The sequence below is a fragment of the Halobacillus sp. AWM4_238 genome (genome assembly GCF_056158265.1).
This window is the reverse complement of the sequence record NZ_JBSWSY010000002.1, coordinates 3,258,668-3,277,389: the sequence shown is the minus strand read 5'-3', so window position 1 is coordinate 3,277,389 and position 18,722 is coordinate 3,258,668. Positions and strand designations below refer to the sequence as shown.

Genomic DNA, 18,722 nt, shown 5'->3' with positions numbered 1-18,722 from the left:
CCGAGTAAACAAATCGGATTAATGAACCTAGGGGTGTGCCCGTGAAAACTTACCCACTTCTTGTTAACCTGCTGTTCATGATGATCTCCTGGTCGATTGGGGTTTATGCCCTATCTGTCATTTACACTTCAACGATCATCATCCCCTTCTTCAATGATTTCATCTGGATCCGCGACTACAAAGGACTCCTCGGCTTAACGACGATCTTCACCGTCCTGACGATTCCTCTGCTAGCATTTTTATATAACAAACGTAAACAGATGTCGAATAAGAGAATATGGTACGGGCTGAATGGGGCCACACTCCTGCTATGGGTCGGTACGCTTGCTTTACAAGTCAAAACCGTCCTGTACAATTTAGGCATTTGTCATTAATAGACAGGACTTCCACCTTCTCTGTCGAACCATGGAGGGAGAGGAGGAATGGATGTGGACTTTCTAACCTTTTATGAAGAGTATAAACGGAGAGCTAGTCAACAAGATTTGGATCACTTAAAAAGAGTAACATCGCGAAACCTCGAAGCAAGAGAGATTCGTCACGGCGAACGGGTGGATTATTCTTATGAAGAGTCGATCGAAGGATGGGCTCAAGCTTTTGAACACTTCCAAAATCAAGACATGATATGGATCTACACCGATCATTCCATCACCCAGCTGGACGAAAACAAACAACTGGCTGCTTTTTGGGTTTCCATTCGCTTAAACGGTGAACTCTTGGAAACTTCCAACCTTTTCTTTGATACATTCGAAAAACAAGAGGGTAAATGGCAGCTTGTCCGCTCCTACATCGAAGCCGGAGTACAAAACCCTTCCATGTAAGCCTGCTTTTGAAAAAGGAGGCTTTATTCTTATTCGGGAAAAGTTTTCGGAAAATTCTTTCTAGCATATTGTCAAAACTTTCTGAGTAGTGTAGAGTAATCAGCAATTAGAAAAAATTACAATTGAATCTCTTATCAAGAGAGGCAGAGGGACTGGCCCGACGAAGCCTCAGCAACCACTGGTTCGACCAGAAAGGTGCTAACTCCAGCAAGTTGTTTTACAACTTGAAAGATAAGAAGAAGAGCCGTCCACACAAAAGTCTTCTTCTTCGAGAAGGCTTTTTTTATTTTTATTTTACAGAAATTAGGAAGACCCACTTTCAAGACTTTAGTTTGGGTGGAGCATAGCGGCGGGAGTGACTCGCTTTCCCGAACCACCATCCAAACATACAAACGTCTCGAAGTTACATCTTACACGAGAGGGAGTTACTGTTTAACCAGCGTTTATTTTGAACCAATAACTTATAAAGGATGTGGTGTTATGTGTCCACACAGGGATACGAAATTCGTTCAGACTGGAAACCAGCGGCATGAGCCTACCGGCGCGATTAACCCTCCCATTTACCTTTCCACCCCTTACCGCCATCCTGGTTTAGGGGAGTCGACGGGCTTTGATTATTCGAGGACCGGAAATCCCACCCGCCAAATTCTCGAGTCTTCCATCGCAGATATTGAAGGCGGAGATGCAGGTTTTGCGTTCAGCTCAGGGATGGCTGCGATCCAAACCGCGTTATCTCTTTTTAAGAAAGGCGATGAGATCATCGTTTCCGAAGATTTGTATGGCGGGACGTTCCGTTTGTTTGAACATATGGAAGAACGTTATGACCTCAGGTTCCATTATTGTGACAGCAACAACCTTGAACGGATCCACGACTACATCAATGAGCGGACGAAAGCCATCTACGTGGAAACACCGACAAATCCGCTGATGCATACAGCAGACATCAAGCAAATTTCAACGGTCGCGAAAGCTCATCACCTTCTGCTCCTTGTCGATAACACCCTGTACACTCCGGTGTTGCAGCAGCCGATTGCAGAAGGTGCAGATGTGGTCATTCACAGTGCTACGAAATATTTGGCCGGTCATAACGATGTCCTTGCCGGTATTCTTGTTAGCAAAGGAAAAGACGTAACGGAGAAGCTCGCTTTTCATCAAAATACATCGGGCGCTGTCCTTTCCCCTTTTGATTCATGGCTTGTCATGCGCGGAATGAAGACCCTCCCTCTCCGGATGCGTCAGCATGAAAACAATGCAAAATCCGTTGTTGCCTTTTTAGAAGAACATCCGCACGTGACAGATGTTTTCTATCCTGGTCAAGGTGGGATGGTTTCCTTCAAACTTCAATCCGAAGCTTGGATCGATCCATTCTTACGGAACTTGAAGTTAATCAGTTTTGCCGAAAGCCTTGGAGGTGTAGAGAGTTTCATCACCTATCCTGCAACTCAGACTCATGCAGATATTCCAGAAGAGACCCGGATCAGCTACGGCGTCTGTAACCGACTGCTTCGTTTCTCTGTCGGCGTCGAACATATCGATGATTTGATTCAAGACCTTGATTATACCCTCACCCAACTACCGAAGGAGGAATCTGTACGATGACCGATCATTCTTTGCAAACGCGATTGTTGCACAGTGATTATAAATTCGACCCGCATACAGGCGCTGTCAGTGTCCCCATTCAACAGGCATCCACCTTTCATCAGCAGGATTTCGACAACCCCGGGGACTACGACTACAGCCGATCCGGAAACCCGACCCGACGAGCTTTGGAGGAGACCATTGCCGGTCTTGAGAGCGGCACAAACGGCTTTGCTTTCGCTTCAGGGATGGCTGCCATTTCAACAGCCTTCATGCTGTTATCAAAAGGCGACCATGTCGTCATCACCCAGGACGTTTATGGAGGCACCTTCCGCATGATCCACGATGTGCTCATCAGATTTGGAATCGATCACACATTCGTTGATATGACGGACCTTCATGAGGTGGCGACGGCGATTCAGCCTAATACGAAACTTTTGTATATAGAAACGCCGTCCAATCCCACGCTTGAGATTACAGATATTCGTGCTGTCGCAAAGTTAGCGAAAGCGAACGATTGCTGGACATTCGTCGATAACACATTCATGACACCCGCCCTTCAACGACCGCTCGAACTTGGGGCAGATCTCGTCCTCCATAGTGCGACGAAATTCATTGCCGGTCATAGTGATGTGGTTGCAGGCCTTGCCGTAACAAGAGATCAAGAGATTGCGGAGCAGCTCGGATTTTTACAAAATTCATTCGGATCGATTCTAGGCGCACACGATTGTTGGCTCGTGCTTCGCGGCTTGAAAACTCTCCATTGCCGAATGACTCAATCGTCAGCATCTGCTGTTAAGATTGCAGAGAAATTAAGCGCCCACCCGCACGTGGAACAGGTCTACTATCCTGGCTTCCGTTTTCATCCTGGCAGCTCGACCCAGACGTATCAGGCAGAAGGGGCCGGAGCGGTATTATCATTCCGTTTGCGGGATGAAGATGCGGTCCGGCAGTTTACAAAGCACGTGGAGCTCCCTGTTTATGCCGTAAGTCTTGGGGCGGTCGAATCGATCTTGTCCTATCCTGCCCGGATGTCTCATGCATCGATGCCGAAAGAAGAACGTGAAAAGCGAGGGATAACAGACGGGTTGCTTCGTTTATCTGTCGGTCTTGAGAACCCGGATGATTTGATCAAGGACTTTTACCAGGCATTAGAAAAATCAGGATCTCAAGCATTCTTACAAACAGGAGGTTGAACAATGGATCTACGCGAAGCTTTACACCACCAGACGATGATTGGAGACGGAGCTATGGGCACCCTCCTCTACTCTTATGGCATCGATCGATGTTTTGAAGAATTGAACCTCTCCCACTCTGAAGAAGTATTGAACGTCCACCGCGCTTACGTGAACGCTGGTGCGGACGTCATCCAAACGAATACTTACGGCGCCAATTATATTAAACTGGAACGCTACGGCCTTCAAGATCAAGTCAAAGAGATCAATGCCGCTGCTGTCAAACTTGCCAAACAAGCGGCCGGTGACGAGCAATACGTAGTCGGAACCATCGGTGGCGTCCGGGGGGCCCGCAAACAAGCCATATCGACAGAAGAAATCAAGCGCAGCTTCAGGGAACAGCTGTACTGTCTTCTTTTTGAAAAAGTCGACGGCCTTCTGCTTGAAACCTTTTATGATTTAGAAGAGATCAAGACTGTTTTAAAGATTGCTAGAAAAGAAACACACCTGCCGATCATCGCTCAAGTATCCATGCATGAGGCGGGTGTCCTGCAAGACGGCACCCCACTTCCCGATGCACTCAAACAGCTGGAAGACTTAGGCGCTGATGTTGTCGGCGTCAATTGCAGACTCGGACCTTATCACACGATTCAATCGTTAGAAGAGGTTCCGCTTCCGGAGCGTGCTGTGTTGTCAGCTTATCCGAATGCAAGTTTGCCCGCCTACCAGGATGGTAGGCTCGTTTATCCAACGGACCCGACATATTTCCAAAAAAGTGCCCAATCCCTTTTTGAGCAAGGCGCCCGTCTGATCGGCGGCTGCTGCGGAACGACACCGGAACATATCGAAGCCATTGCTGCTAGAGTCAAAGGAAAAGCACCGATACAGGATAAGGTGGTTCCATTCAAAAAGAAGACGGAGGTGCGGGTGTCCAATCCGATTGATCCACGTCCCCACCTTCATGAAAAAGCCAAAAAAGGCCGTTCTATCATCGTTGAACTTGATCCGCCGAAAAAATTGAAGACCGATCGCTTTTTTGAAGGAGCGAAAGCTTTACAGGAAGCGGGTGTCGATTCTGTCACACTCGCAGACAACTCTCTCGCTTCTCCGAGAATAAGCAACACGGCGATGGCATCAATCATTAAAGAGAAGTATCAGGTGGACCCACTCGTCCACATAGCCTGCCGGGATCGCAATTTACTAGGTTTGCAATCTCATTTAATGGGGCTTCATGCTCTCGGCATTCGTCAGCTCCTTGCCGTTACAGGAGATCCAACCAAAATAGGGGATTTCCCGGGGGCCACTTCGGTGTATGACCTGAACTCTTTTGATCTCATTCATTACATCAAGCAAATGAACAAGGGCATCTCTTTTTCCGGAAAAAATCTAGGTGAGAATACGTCCTTTTCGGTAGCTGCTGCGTTTAATCCGAATGTGCGCAACTTGAACCGTGCCGTCGGACGAATGGAGAAGAAAATCAAATACGGGGCTGACTACTTCATCAGTCAACCGGTCTTCAATGAAGAGCAGATCATCGAGGTCTATGAAGCGACCAAACACATCGATGCCCCGATTTATATTGGAATCATGCCGCTGACAAGCGTACGGAACGCTGAATTTTTACACAACGAAGTTCCCGGTATCACGCTTGCTCCTGAGGTCCTGGAAAAAATGGAACTCGCCGGCACAGACAAAGAGAAAGCACAGGCAGAAGGTCTTCGTATCGCAAAGGCACTCATTGATACAGCCCTTGACCTGTTCAACGGTATTTACTTAATCACACCATTTTTACGTTACGAAATGACCGTAGAATTGACGAACTATATTAAACAACAAACGGCAAAACGAGAAAGGAAGATTTCCGATGGCATCCACATCGTTTAACGAACAACTGAAACAGCGGATCCTCATACTCGATGGTGCGATGGGAACGATGCTGCAGGAAGCCGACCTTTCCCCTCAAGACTTCGGTGGAGAAGCGTTCGATGGTTGTAATGAATACTTAAACCTGACTTATCCAGACTTGCTCGATACCATTCACTCCCGCTATCTTGAAGCAGGTGCAGACATCATTGAAACGAATACGTTCGGGGCAACCAACCTCGTCCTTGATGAATATGATCTGGGTCACCTGGCAGAGGACATCAATGTGGCAGCAGCGAAAATCGCCAAAAAGGCTGCTGCCCGATTCCATACAACGGACCGCCCCCGCTTCGTCGCCGGCGCCATGGGTCCAACAACGAAAACACTTTCTGTAACCGGCGGGACGACTTTTGAAGCATTGGCCGGGGGCTATGAAGAACAAGCCCGAGGGCTCATCAAAGGCGGTGTCGATCTCCTTTTATTAGAAACGTCCCAGGATATGCTCAATGTGAAAGCCGCTTTTCTCGGCATCACACGTGCGAAAGAAGCCTTAGGCAAAGACCTGCCCCTGATTGTGTCCGGTACGATTGAACCGATGGGGACGACCCTCGCTGGTCAAAGCATCGAAGCTTTTTACCTTTCCCTTGAACATATGAACCCAAGTGTTGTCGGACTTAACTGCGCCACAGGTCCTGAGTTTATGCGTGATCATCTACGTTCCTTATCAGACCTCGCGACGTCCGCCGTCAGTTGTTATCCAAATGCCGGACTTCCAGATGAAGAAGGCCATTATCACGAAACTCCAGAATCACTGGCTGCGAAAGTAGGCGGTTTTGCTGAAAAAGGCTGGCTGAATGTCGTCGGCGGATGCTGTGGAACGACACCGGATCACATTCGCGCCATTGCAGCAGCGGTCAAAGGGTTCAAGCCGAGGGAAGCACCTTCCAGCCACGCCCATGCCGTTTCAGGAATCGAACCGTTGGTTTACGATGATCCCGGCGATCGGCCGATTCTCGTCGGGGAGCGTACGAATGTCATTGGCTCACGGAAGTTCAAGCGCCTGATTGCTGAAGGAAAATTTGAGGAGGCCTCCGAAATTGCCCGGGCACAAGTGAAAAAGGGCGCACAGGTTATTGATATCTGCCTCGCTGACCCTGACCGGGATGAAATTGAAGACATGGAAGCTTTCATGAAACAAGTCGTGAACAAAGTCAAAGTTCCGCTCGTCATCGATTCGACGGATGTGGACGTTATTGAAAAAGCGCTCACGTATTCTCAAGGAAAAGTCATCATCAACTCCATCAACTTGGAGGACGGAGAAGAACGTTTCAAAGAGGTCCTCCCCCTCGTCAAACAATACGGAGCGGCTCTTGTTGTCGGTACGATTGATGAAGAAGGGATGGCTGTAACGGCGGAAAGAAAACTTGAAATTGCCAAACGGTCGCATGACATTCTTGTGGAAGAGTACAGCATCAACCCGCAGGATATCATCTTCGACCCACTCGTCTTCCCTGTCGGCACAGGGGATGAGCAATACATCGGTTCAGCCGAGGCAACCATAAAGGGCATCCAGCTCATAAAAGAACACCTTCCCCTATGTCAGACCGTCCTTGGTGTCAGCAACGTCTCTTTCGGCCTTCCTCCCGTCGGCCGTGAAGTATTAAACGCCGTGTACTTGTACCACTGTACAAAAGCAGGACTGGACTACGCCATCGTCAACACAGAAAAGTTGGAGCGCTACGCCTCCATCAATCAGGATGAAATTGATTTGGCTGATGCCCTGCTTTTCAAAACCGATGCCGAAACTCTCGCGGCATTTACTGCCTTTTACAGGGGAAAGAAAAAGGAAACCAAAGTGCCAACATCGACGATGACTCTCGCTGAGCGTCTCGCTCATTATGTTGTGGAAGGTACAAAGGAAGGTCTGATTCCTGACTTGGAGCAGGCGCTGACTGAGTACGATGCCCCGCTCGCCATCATTAACGGACCATTGATGGACGGGATGGCAGAGGTTGGCCGTCTTTTCAATGACAACCAGCTGATTGTAGCGGAAGTTTTACAGAGCGCTGAAGTGATGAAGGCATCCGTCGCATTTTTGGAACCTCATATGGAAGCAGACGATTCATCGAACAAAAAAGGGAAAGTCCTGCTCGCCACTGTCAAAGGCGATGTTCACGATATAGGCAAAAACCTCGTCGAAATCATTTTAAGCAACAATGGTTTTGAAGTGGTCGACTTGGGGATCAAAGTGACCCCTGCTGAACTGATCCAGCAAATCAAAAAGGAACAGCCAACAATTGTTGGACTATCCGGATTGCTTGTTAAATCCGCGCAGCAGATGGTGTTGACGGCCCAGGATTTAAAACAGCAGAACATCTCTCTTCCCATACTCGTTGGAGGGGCCGCGTTGTCCAGGAAGTTTACGCATACGAAAATCGCACCCGAGTATGATGGACCTGTCCTGTATGCAAAAGATGCGATGGACGGTCTTTCCATTTCCAATCAACTCAGCAATGAAGAAGAACGGGATCAATTTTTACAGGAGCAGGAAGACAAGAAAACCGCAGCGATTACCCGTGCGGCAAACACTGCTTCACGGGACGGCGGCGGAACCGCAGTCGCTGCGAAACCTAAATCAACGGTATCCACAACGGTACCTGTATTCAAACCGCATGACTTTAAGAAACATATCATTCGGAACCACCCAGTTGCCCATATTGAACCCTATATCAATAGGCAGATGCTGATCGGACACCACTTGGGCCTGAAAGGAAAATTCGATAAACTACTCGCGGAAGGAAACGAGAAAGCTGTCCATCTAAAAAGTGTCGTCGATGGTTTGCTTACACGTGCGAAAACAGAAGCATGGATTCAGCCTTCCGCCATGTACCGCTTCTTCCCGGTCCAGTCCGACGGAGACGATGTCATCATCTATGATCCCAATGATCATCAGACGGTCATAGAACGCTTCACCTTCCCACGGCAAAACAAAGAGCCATTCCTCTGCCTTGCAGATTACTTGCGCTCTGTCGAGAGTGGCGAAATCGATTATGTCGGGTTCTTTGCGGTTACAGCAGGAAAAGGGATCCGTAAGCGTGCAGTGGAACTGAAGGAACAAGGACACTACTTGGAAAGTCACGCGTTGCAGGCGCTCGCCCTTGAGACGGCGGAAGGTCTTGCCGAACAGGTCCATCAGAAAATTCGCGACAAGTGGGGATTCCCTGATCCGACGGACTTTACGATGCAGGAACGTTTCTCCGCTAAGTATCAAGGTCAGCGCTACTCCTTCGGTTATCCAGCCTGCCCGGAACTGGAGGATCAGAAGAAATTGTTCCAGCTCATCCGACCTGAGGAAATCGGGATCGAGCTGACTGAAGAATGCATGATGGAACCGGAAGCATCCGTCACAGCGATGGTATTCGCCCATCCGGAAGCGCGTTATTTCAATGTGATGTAGGGTTGAGCTCTTAGCCTGAGTTTATCAGTAACTTTGAGACTTTTATCAGTGAGTTTTGGACATTTATCAGTAGGGTTGATGCTTTTATCGGTGGCTTTCGACCATTTATCAGTGAGTTGAGCCAATTTATTAGCAGTGCGCCTTTCTATTGAAAAAAACGCCGAACGACAGCATCAGCTGCAGTTCGGCGTTTTTTTATTGATGCTTATAAATGACGGTACTGTACACTTGTGATTTGGCTTTCGGATCCAAATGCTTGGCGGCACTGTTCACCGCTGCCATCGCTTCATTGAACCCGGAAGCGATGAGCATCGTTTTCGCTGGATACACGGTTGCATCGCCGGCGACAAACACGCCTTCCATACTTGCGCACATATCTGTCGAAACAGGGATTCTGCCTTTGTCGGTTTCAAGGCCCCATTCGTCATACAAGCTTTTATCGATCTGCAAACCCTCGTACACGAGGATATGATCGATCTCGAGAACCGCCCCGTCCTGGAGAAGCAATTCTTTCATATTTTCATCTCCACGCAGCTCTTCAATAGCCTGATTTTTATGGATGTGAACAGAAGAAGTCTCGACCTTTGCGACATCCTGTTCATATACCGCTTTGAACTCATCGCCGCGATTTAGGAGGTGAACCTCCTCAGCTACCCCTTCAAGGGCGAGCGACCAGTCGATCCCGACACGGTTTTGCGAAACGACGGCAACTTTTTGCCCTCGATACTGTTCCAGATTTTGAATGGTATAGTGGATCTGCTTCCCGTCATAAAATTTGCTGCCTTTTACTTCAAGCGGCTGCATTTCAAACGTGCCAAGACCTGATGCCACAATGACCGTCTTTGTATGATGCGTTTGGCCGTCATCTGTTTCCAACAATAAGGTTCCATCTTCTTTTCTCTCAATAGATGTCACCTTCACCCCTGTTACAAAAGCAGGCTGTATCATTTCCGCCTGTTCTTTCACGTTCGTAACAAGGTCTTCGCCTGTGATGCCTGGGAAGCCACCAACGTCATAGATTTTCTTTTCCGGATAGAAAAAGGAAACCTTCCCCCCGACCTGATGTTGGTACTCAATGACTTTTGTCTTTAAATCTCTCATTCCACTATAAAAAGCGGCGTATAAACCTGTTGTTCCTCCGCCAATGACCGTTACATCGTACAACTCTTCCATGGATGTGAGCTCCTTTTCTATTGGTTTCTATAAGCATTTAGATAAATTACGGGGCTGACCATCTCCACGACAACCCTATTTGAATCTCTGAAGGTGCGATGATTTTTTTCCGTTCCTATTAAAAACATAGCCCGGGCAATGCAGCTGATAGGAGCCTCTCATTGATATACCAAGCCGAAAGTTCTGCTGCCGAAAAGATCAAGGAAGGCGCTTCCTCCCCCAGCTATATCAGAGAAAAATGAAAGCAATCAACAAGGCTGGTGATCCTCTCAACCTATGTATCTATGATGTTACACTAATTGATAATGATTTTCATTATATTATCATAAACTTCCATAGAGGAACAAACCCATGTCAATAAAGGATCGTCACAAGAACCGCTATGAGGTAGAGGGTCTCTATAGAAAAAGGTGTGGCGCATCTCATTAGACAGAACAACTCGATTGGGCAGAACTCCCGACTGCGCAAGACGGTCAGTGGTACCTATTGAATGACCGGAGTTACTAGATCAATTGTCAACACCCATGGCATGACAAAGAAATGTTATGTAAATAGGATGTAAATCTTCGCGCAAACTCCGTAAAAATTGCGCGTTTTTCCTTGTCTTCTTTGTTTCGATATCGTATATTGATATCGGATTTCGATAGAGGAGGTGCTTACCTTGCTCAGGGACTTTTTCTTAGGATCCATAAAGATCCATATTCTCTATCATGCAAACATTGAACCGATCTATGGAGCATTTCTTATGGAAGAACTTGCTTCCCATGGCTACGACATCAGTCCGGGAACCCTCTATCCTACACTGAAACAACTCCATAAAGACGGATTGCTTGAGAAATATGAAGAAAAAGTAGAAGGAAAGATTAGGAAGTATTATGTCATTACGGACAAAGGCAGAGAAGTGCTTGCCGAAGGAAGAGAACAAGTCCGTGAACTGGCAGAAGAAATTTTAGGTAAAGATTGGAGGAATTTTGACGATGAATAAACCAAAAGGATCTCTTTTAGAAATATTTAAAGCATCCACAAAACTGGGACTAACATCTTTCGGTGGTCCAGTTGCTCACCTGGCTTACTTTAAGGATGAGTACATCGACAGAAAAAAATGGTTGGATGACAAAACATACGCAGACATCATCGCCCTGTGTCAATTTTTGCCGGGACCTGCAAGTAGTCAGGTCGGCATTGCAATCGGTATGCTCCGGGGAGGGTTGCTCGGCGGCATCATCTCATGGATCGGTTTCACCGCACCATCCATTATTGTTCTTGTTCTTTTTGCTCTGTTGTATCAATCGTTTGACCTCGCGGATGCGAATTTCATCCATAGCTTAAAGGTCGTAGCAGCAGCCGTTGTTCTCCATGCCTTAATTGGTCTTGGAAAGAAACTCACACCGGATCGTCCGCGAATTGCTATCGCGTTAGTGTCAGCACTTATATTACTTCTTTATCCATCCGCCTGGATGCAGTTATTGATCATACTTGCCGCTGGATTATTTGGTTGGAAAATGTTCTCAAGCATGGTAGAATCCAAAATCCAACCATTCCCTGTGACGTTTTCGAAAAAAACCGGCGTTGCTTCTCTTAGCGTATTGGTGGCTCTTCTCGCTATCTTGCCAATCCTTGCAAGAAACACTGAAAACGTACTGATCCAATTGTTCGATACATTTTTCCGTGTTGGTTCTCTCGTATTCGGCGGCGGCCATGTCGTCTTGCCAATGCTTGAGCGGGAAGTAGTGCCGACTGGATGGTTAACGGCCAATGAATTCCTTGCTGGCTATGGAATGGCACAGGCCGTTCCAGGTCCATTGTTCACGTTTTCAAGCTACCTTGGAACAATGATTGAAGGCATTGCAGGTGCTCTCGTAGCCACTGCAGGTATTTTCCTGCCATCCTTCTTGTTTTTAATAGCCGCTCTGCCATTTTTGAATGAATTAAGAAAGCGTCCAGCCTTCCAGGGCGTCCTCACAGGAGTTAACGCAAGTGTTGTCGGCATTCTTCTTGCCGCTTTTTATGACCCTGTGTTGAAAAGTTCAATCATGGAAGGAGCAGACTTCGCTCTTGCTGCCATACTTTTTGCTCTTTTACACTTCTTCAAAGTTCCAGCCTGGGCCATCGTGTTGATTGGCGTAGGAGCTGGTGCAATTTTGAATATAATGTAAAAAAATGGCGCAAAAACACCCTTTTTGCGCCTTTTTCTTTGTTTTTTGTAAAAAATTACGATCCTGATGCAGGAAGTTGATTATAATAGTCGAACTTTATCAAAACATGACAACTATGGAGGTTTTTCAATGGCTGAAGAACAAACTAGATATTCTCGCCTCGCTCAAATCACACAGCTCATTAACACAGAGCATGATTTAGGCGATGTATTAGAACACGTGGTCACAGCCATATCTGAAGAAATCATGAGGTGCGATTCTGTCGGCATTTATTTGCCTCGTGAGGATGGTACCTATCAAGGCTATGTCGGAAAACCGGCCTTGATCAATGGGATGACACTAGATATGCACATCGTAGACCCGGAATATGATCTCCTTGCTAAAGAGGTCATTGAAACAAAGAAAACCATTTACATACCTGACACATCCAAAGATGACCGACCAGACCAACGGGCCATTCAAGCATTCAAAATCAAATCTCTGCTCGTCGCTCCGATCTCATATGAAGATGAACTCTACGGCCTTGTCTTTTTGTTTGATTACGGGACGCCGATGAATTTAACAGGATCAGAAATTGAGTCGGTGAAGGCGTACGTCAACATGGCTGCTGTGGCTATTAGAAACGCAAACAATCTGACACGTAAAGAGAAATTGATCAGCGAAAAACAACTGTTGCTCAATGTTACCCGTGACCTTTCCTTATGTTCCTCTCTACAAGAAGCGCTGGACAAATGCTTCTATTATCTAGGTGAAGTCCTTGATAATCCGAATATCGGCGCCCACTTCATAGACCCCATTGCAGAACACAAGCTGAAGCCAGCGAGTCTCAGTAAAGAAAGCGAGTGGACAGAAGAAGACTGGAAGGAAACTCACCAAAAAGTCCATTTCAACCATAGAGAGGACCCCGTTTTCCAGGAAGTCATCGATACAAAGACCTCCATTCTTGTCCCGGATGTTATGAATGATCACCGCACGAACAAAGAAATCTGTGAAAAGTTTGGCATGAAAGGCTTGTATATGATTCCGCTTGTGTCGCTTGGTGAAGTGCTCGGTGCAGTTGCCATCGTAAACCTGAAACAAACCGGTCAGGTCTACTCTGACTCAGCCTGCCAATTAGCTGAATCGATTGTGGATACAACCGCACCCGTCCTTTTCAACCTCCTCTATATGGAGAAGCAGGAGATGATTATACAGGACCGCACTTCAGAGTTGATTCAGAAGAATGATGAGCTGGAAGAGGCGATTTCTGAACTAACGCAAATCAGTCGTGAGAAAGATTTGATTCTGAATTCTGCCGGGGAAGGGATTTTTGGAATCGATCTTGATGGACACATTACCTTCGCTAACCCTTCCGCGACCGAATTGTTGGGTTATGAAAGTGAGAAAGAAGTGATCGGTGCTCCTTATTCCCATGTATTTGATAATCAAAAAACGTTCTTAGAACATTACGAGCAAAAAGATGGCCATACAGACAAAGATCATTTTTTCTTTAAAAAGTGTGGAGGGACGTTCCCTGTAGAGTATGTCATTACCCCTAAACTGGAAAACGATCGTACCATCGGTTATGTGGTCACTTTTAAAGATGTAACTTCAAGAAAGCAAATGGAAGAAAAAATTAAATACCACGCCTATTATGACAGTGTCACAAATATTCCGAACCGCGTGCTGTTCCAGGACCGCCTCAATCAGGCACTTCAATATGCGGAGCTCGCAAATAAACCGGTGGCCATTCTCTTCCTTGATCTCGATCGCTTCAAGAAAATCAATGATACGTTTGGTCATAGTTTCGGAGATAAAGTTCTGCTTCATGTAGCAGAGCGTTTACAAAAGGCAGTGCCGAACGGAGCGACCGTCTCGAGACAAGGCGGTGACGAGTTCATTATCCTTCTGCCGACAATCGACCGGGAAGAAGGCGCTGTTAAATGTGCGAAAAAAATTCTAGAAGCCTTTAATGATTCATTTGTAATTGGGGATCAGGAAATTTCCATTAAAACGAGCATCGGCATCAGTCTATTCCCAGAAAACGGGGATACCGTCGAGACGTTAATCAAACATGCGGATGTTGCGATGTACAAAGCCAAAGACCTATCCGGCAACCAATATCAACTGTTTTCACCAGAAATTGAAAGCCGCACGCTTGAACAGATCCAGCTGGAGAATGACCTTTTCAAGGCGCTGCAGAAAAATGATGAATTTGAATTGTATTACCAGCCTAAATTTGATGTGCGCACAGAAAAACTCATTGGTATGGAATCACTGATCCGATGGAATCACCCACAACGGGGCACCCTCCCTCCCGGCAAATTCATTCCTCTCGCAGAGGAAACGGGTCTCATTACAAACCTGGGGGAATGGGTAATACGAGAAGCTTGTCAGCAAATGAAAAAATGGGTTTCTTCTGGATATACGGAATTGATTGTATCCGCTAATTTATCTCCTCAACAATTCAATCAACAGAACCTTGTGCGAACGGTGGCTGACATATTAAGTGAAACCGGCCTCCCTGCTAAGCACTTAGAACTTGAACTAACGGAGAATTTAATCATCCATAATACGGAGCACACATTAAGAACGATCGGACAATTGAAAGAATTCGGTGTTCAAATTTCCATTGACGATTTCGGTACAGGGTATTCTTCGCTTGGCTATTTGAAGGATTTCCCTGTCGATACTTTAAAGATTGACAAGTCCTTCATCAATGACGTCACGACAAATCAGAACAATGCGGCAATCACGAAAACCATCATCACTCTTGCTGACAGCCTTCAGCTCAATGTCATTGCTGAAGGGGTAGAAAAAGCAGACCAGGCCGCTTTTCTAGCAGAACACGGATGTCACTGGATCCAGGGGTTTTATTACAGTCATCCGTTACAAGCAGATACATTTGAAAAACAATTCTTAAAATCATTCATAAAAAGGGGATCATGATATGAAATCAGTTCGCGCTGTACTGGATTACTTTGTTGCTGGTAAGGTATCTTATATTTTTGGAATTCCGGCAGGTTCGGTAAATGCTTTCTTTGATGAACTTTACGATACGCCTTCCATCACACCAATTGTTACAAAACATGAAGGAGCCGCTTCTTATATGGCTGCTTCTTATGCTAAATACTCGAACTCCCTCGGTGTCTGTATCGGAAGCAGCGGTCCAGGAGGGACAAATCTAGTGACGGGAGCTGCAAATGCCATGCGTGAACATCTCCCTGTTCTATTCTTAACTGGAGCCGTTCCAGTCGATACTGTTGGTTTGAACGCTTCTCAAGAACTTCATGCGGACCCGCTTTACCACTCTGTGACGAAGTACAGCCAGAGAGTCGACCGTGCAGAAGATTTGCTTCCTGAAATTCACAAAGCCGTAGAGATCGCGATGACAGGAGTTCCCGGTCCCGTGCACATCGCCATGCCTATTGATGTGCAGTTGACAGACATTTTAGAACCGGCTATTCCGACATTCCCACAACGAACACCATTGCTTCCAACGGATGAGCTTGTCATGGAAACCGCTCAAAAGCTTGCATCAAGCGAAAGCGGCTATCTATTTGTAGGACAAGGGATTCGAGGAGCAGTGGATGATGTTCTTGAACTGGCCGAAACGTTGAACTGGCCGATTGTGACAACTCCACAAGCCAAAGGGTTCATTCCTGACCATCACCCTTTGAAAAAAGGAATCTTCGGTTTTGCCGGACATGAAGAGGCTTCCGACCTCATCAATAACGGAAAAGAAGAAACCGTGCTTGTGCTCGGCTCAAGCCTTGGTGAAACAGCCACAAATAACTGGAATCCAAATCTAGCGAAGAACCGGACCCTTATTCAGGTGGATTATGACGCGACTGTGTTCAATAGAAAATATCCTGTCGATCACCCTCTTCATGGAGACATCGATGTAACGGTTTCTTCTCTCATTACAGCCTTGAACGGACTGGGTGTTAAACGGTCACCTATCCCTGCTTTTGAGAATGCCGTTCCGGATGTAACAGAAGAGTACAACTCACAAAACGTCTTATGGTCATTGCAGGAAAAGCTCCCTGCGGACACTCGCTTCACCATTGACATCGGGGAGTTCATGGCATACGTCGTTCATTATATGGGAGTGAGAAGTGAAGATTCCTTTGATATCAACGTCCACTTTGGAGCGATGGGTAGTGGAATCGGAAGTGCTATTGGAGCAAAATTGGCAGACCCAGCACGTCCAACCGTAAGCATTACGGGGGATGGTTGTTTCTTCATGCACGGCATGGAACTGCTAACGGCGAAAGAATACGACATCCCCGTTCTGTTTATTGTCATGAACAACTCAAGACTCGGCATGGTCCATCATGGTCATACACTTCAATACAAACGAGCCCATGAGCGATTCGGTCAAGAAGAGGTTAACATCTCCCAAATGGCTGCATCCCTCGGCATTCCTAATGCACGTATTGAATCCATGGAAGACCTCAATGACGAACACTTATCAACGGTTCTTCACAGCGAAGGTCCTGCTGTCTTAGAGGTATCTCTCGTTGATGATAACGTCCCTCCTATGGGCGACCGGGTAAAGTTCTTGTCCTCTTTCGGAAAATAAATGTGACGGATGAACGAACTTTATAGAAAAACATTGAAACTACAAGCCACCCTCTTTATGATGAAACTATCAACATGAAGAGGGTGCCTTTTTATGAAAAAATCATTCGTGCTTATCCTTACGCTTTTGATCAGTACCTTCCTAACCGGGTGCTCGTCAGAATCCGAAGAGGAAGCCCATACCGAACACGCTCACGGGGACATTAGAGAAGAGACAGCATCTGTGACGACACTTCCATCATTCATGGACAATAAACCAGAGGAAGTGCACGACATCTACATGGCTGCTGCCCAGAATAAAGATTTGCTAGAGAACATCCCTTGCTACTGCGGATGCGGGGAGAGCGTCGGTCACCGGGACAACTATGACTGCTTCGTCCACGAAACTAAAGAAGATGGCAGCATTGTCTGGGATGACCACGGCACAAAGTGCGGCGTTTGTATGGAGATTGCTGCCCAGTCAATCCTAGACTACCAGGACGGGAAATCTATTAAAGAAATTCGTGAAAAGATCGACTCTAAGTACGAGAACGGATACGCAGAACCGACTCCAACACCATCCATATAAACTAAAAAAAGACCAGAGCTTCTGGTCTTTTTTTAGTTTACAGTGACTGTACGGCAAGCAATCCTAGGATGATCATTTTTCCTCCCTTGTTTCCATGACAGCAAAATAATTGTCTTCATTATCCGCAAAGTTAAATACCCTGCCTGACGGGAGATGGACAATTTCGCCCACCGTCATTTTTTTATTTAACAAGTCACGATGAAGTTGATCGAATTGTTCAGAGAAAAACATCAAAGAAGGTGGATCAAGGTTTAGTTCTGGAGACATTTCAGCAACGAACGCTTTATCGTGAAGGATTATGGTTGTTTCAACCCCCTCCTTAGGAGCAATCTCAATCCATTTCATCCCTTGACCGTTATTTTCTTCAGAAATGACAAGGAAACCTAATTGCTCGGTCCAAAATTTCACGGCTTCGTCCTGGTTATGGACATACAACATAATTTGACCTACTTTACTAATCACACATCCCACTCCCTCATAGTGATACTTAACTATTCGCTGTTTGGAGTGAATATCCTTCTCCCTTTAAAAGAGATCATGGAGATAGTACTTCTTAGATGGTTTCAAACTCAAATCTTCAACAACTCCTAAATGAAGATGGGCCATTCTTATGTAAAAAATAGTTTGATTGCCATGGCAACAACAGCGACGATCAGGAATCTTTGGATCCATTTGTCCCCATGCTTCACAGCGAATTTACTCCCTAGAAAAGCCCCGATACTTGTACCGATGGCAAGGGTAATTCCGTATCCCCAGTGGATTTGGTCATTAACGATAAAAACAACCAAAGCCGATAACGTGTAAACGGCAACGACAAAAACTTTAATGCTGTTAATCTTCACCAAGGACATTCCTGTTACTAACGTCAGGGCCGCGATGATGACAAAACCTACCCCAGCTTGAATAAACCCTCCATAGATTCCTATACAAAAGAAGATCAGAGCCAAATCGATTCTCTTCACCAGAGAGTCCGGACTGCTTGCACCAGACAGATTTTTGTGAGGTTTCCATATCATAATCACTAAAACGACAATCATCACGATTGATAATATCCGGTTGAATACGTCATCAGGGATATTCACCGCGATCCCGGCGCCAACGATGGAACCGATGAGGGCCGGAATGGCTAATAGGAGACTGAACTTGCCATCAAAATAACCGTCCTTGCGGTAAGAGACGATAGCCACAAGGTTCTGTGCCATCAAGGCAATCCGGTTTGTACCATTCGCTACTGCTGAAGGTAGCCCGAAGAAAATAAGGATCGGCAACGTCAACAAAGAACCCCCGCCAGCGATAACGTTAATAAAGCCTGCCCCCACCCCTACCGCTAAAATAGCGAGAAAAGATAGAATGGTCACGAACTCTCCCCTT

At 46.3% G+C, this 18,722-nt stretch carries 14 protein-coding genes and 1 riboswitch; of the genes, 11 read left to right on the top strand and 3 right to left on the bottom strand.

Annotation, left to right across the window (positions count from 1 at the left end):
* Positions 1-41 precede the first annotated feature (41 nt).
* From ACXACN_RS16360 to metH, 6 genes are all read left to right on the top strand, one after another.
* Positions 42-374, top strand: coding sequence for a hypothetical protein (locus ACXACN_RS16360; protein WP_474965840.1), 333 nt, complete (start codon positions 42-44; stop codon positions 372-374).
* A 54-nt stretch (positions 375-428) separates the two neighbouring features.
* Positions 429-818, top strand: a complete 390-nt coding sequence (locus ACXACN_RS16355) for a hypothetical protein (RefSeq protein ID WP_474965838.1) — start codon at positions 429-431, stop codon at positions 816-818.
* A gap of 128 nt (positions 819-946) precedes the next feature.
* Positions 947-1,056, top strand: a riboswitch (SAM riboswitch).
* Positions 1,057-1,298: 242 nt separating this feature from the next.
* Complete coding sequence (locus tag ACXACN_RS16350) at positions 1,299-2,417, top strand: methionine biosynthesis PLP-dependent protein (RefSeq protein WP_474965837.1); 1,119 nt, start codon at positions 1,299-1,301, stop codon at positions 2,415-2,417.
* Positions 2,414-3,592 (top strand): cystathionine beta-lyase, encoded by a 1,179-nt coding sequence (gene metC / locus ACXACN_RS16345; protein ID WP_474965836.1) that lies wholly within the window; start codon positions 2,414-2,416, stop codon positions 3,590-3,592. Before ACXACN_RS16350 ends, metC begins: the two co-directional genes overlap by 4 nt.
* A gap of 3 nt (positions 3,593-3,595) precedes the next feature.
* Positions 3,596-5,455, top strand: coding sequence for a bifunctional homocysteine S-methyltransferase/methylenetetrahydrofolate reductase (locus tag ACXACN_RS16340; protein ID WP_474965835.1), 1,860 nt, complete (start codon positions 3,596-3,598; stop codon positions 5,453-5,455).
* Complete coding sequence (gene metH, locus ACXACN_RS16335) at positions 5,436-8,891, top strand: methionine synthase (RefSeq protein WP_474965833.1); 3,456 nt, start codon at positions 5,436-5,438, stop codon at positions 8,889-8,891. The genes ACXACN_RS16340 and metH overlap by 20 nt, the downstream gene beginning before the upstream one ends.
* A gap of 195 nt (positions 8,892-9,086) precedes the next feature.
* On the opposite strand, the gene ACXACN_RS16330 is transcribed toward metH, so the two are convergent.
* Complete coding sequence (locus tag ACXACN_RS16330) at positions 9,087-10,064, bottom strand: NAD(P)/FAD-dependent oxidoreductase (protein WP_474965832.1); 978 nt, start codon at positions 10,062-10,064, stop codon at positions 9,087-9,089.
* A 661-nt stretch (positions 10,065-10,725) separates the two neighbouring features.
* Here ACXACN_RS16330 and ACXACN_RS16325 point away from each other — a divergent pair.
* From ACXACN_RS16325 to ACXACN_RS16305, 5 genes are all read left to right on the top strand, one after another.
* Positions 10,726-11,049: a PadR family transcriptional regulator gene (locus ACXACN_RS16325; RefSeq protein WP_474965831.1), complete on the top strand. Its 324-nt coding sequence runs from the start codon at positions 10,726-10,728 to the stop codon at positions 11,047-11,049.
* A complete protein-coding gene (gene chrA / locus ACXACN_RS16320) occupies positions 11,042-12,220 on the top strand; it encodes a chromate efflux transporter (protein WP_474965829.1) in 1,179 nt (392 codons plus the stop codon). The genes ACXACN_RS16325 and chrA overlap by 8 nt, the downstream gene beginning before the upstream one ends.
* A gap of 129 nt (positions 12,221-12,349) precedes the next feature.
* Positions 12,350-15,148, top strand: a complete 2,799-nt coding sequence (locus ACXACN_RS16315; RefSeq protein WP_474965828.1) for a sensor domain-containing phosphodiesterase — start codon at positions 12,350-12,352, stop codon at positions 15,146-15,148.
* A 1-nt stretch (position 15,149) separates the two neighbouring features.
* A complete protein-coding gene (locus ACXACN_RS16310; protein ID WP_474965826.1) occupies positions 15,150-16,784 on the top strand; it encodes a thiamine pyrophosphate-binding protein in 1,635 nt (544 codons plus the stop codon).
* A 93-nt stretch (positions 16,785-16,877) separates the two neighbouring features.
* Positions 16,878-17,351, top strand: a complete 474-nt coding sequence (locus ACXACN_RS16305) for a PCYCGC motif-containing (lipo)protein (protein WP_474965825.1) — start codon at positions 16,878-16,880, stop codon at positions 17,349-17,351.
* Positions 17,352-17,423: 72 nt separating this feature from the next.
* Here ACXACN_RS16305 and ACXACN_RS16300 read toward each other — a convergent pair whose 3' ends face one another.
* Both ACXACN_RS16300 and ACXACN_RS16295 read right to left on the bottom strand, forming a co-directional pair.
* On the bottom strand, positions 17,424-17,813 hold the full coding sequence (locus tag ACXACN_RS16300) for a VOC family protein (RefSeq protein WP_474965823.1): 390 nt from the start codon (positions 17,811-17,813) through the stop codon (positions 17,424-17,426).
* 146 nt (positions 17,814-17,959) lie between these two features.
* Positions 17,960-18,709 (bottom strand): sulfite exporter TauE/SafE family protein, encoded by a 750-nt coding sequence (locus ACXACN_RS16295; RefSeq protein ID WP_474965822.1) that lies wholly within the window; start codon positions 18,707-18,709, stop codon positions 17,960-17,962.
* Positions 18,710-18,722 lie beyond the last annotated feature (13 nt).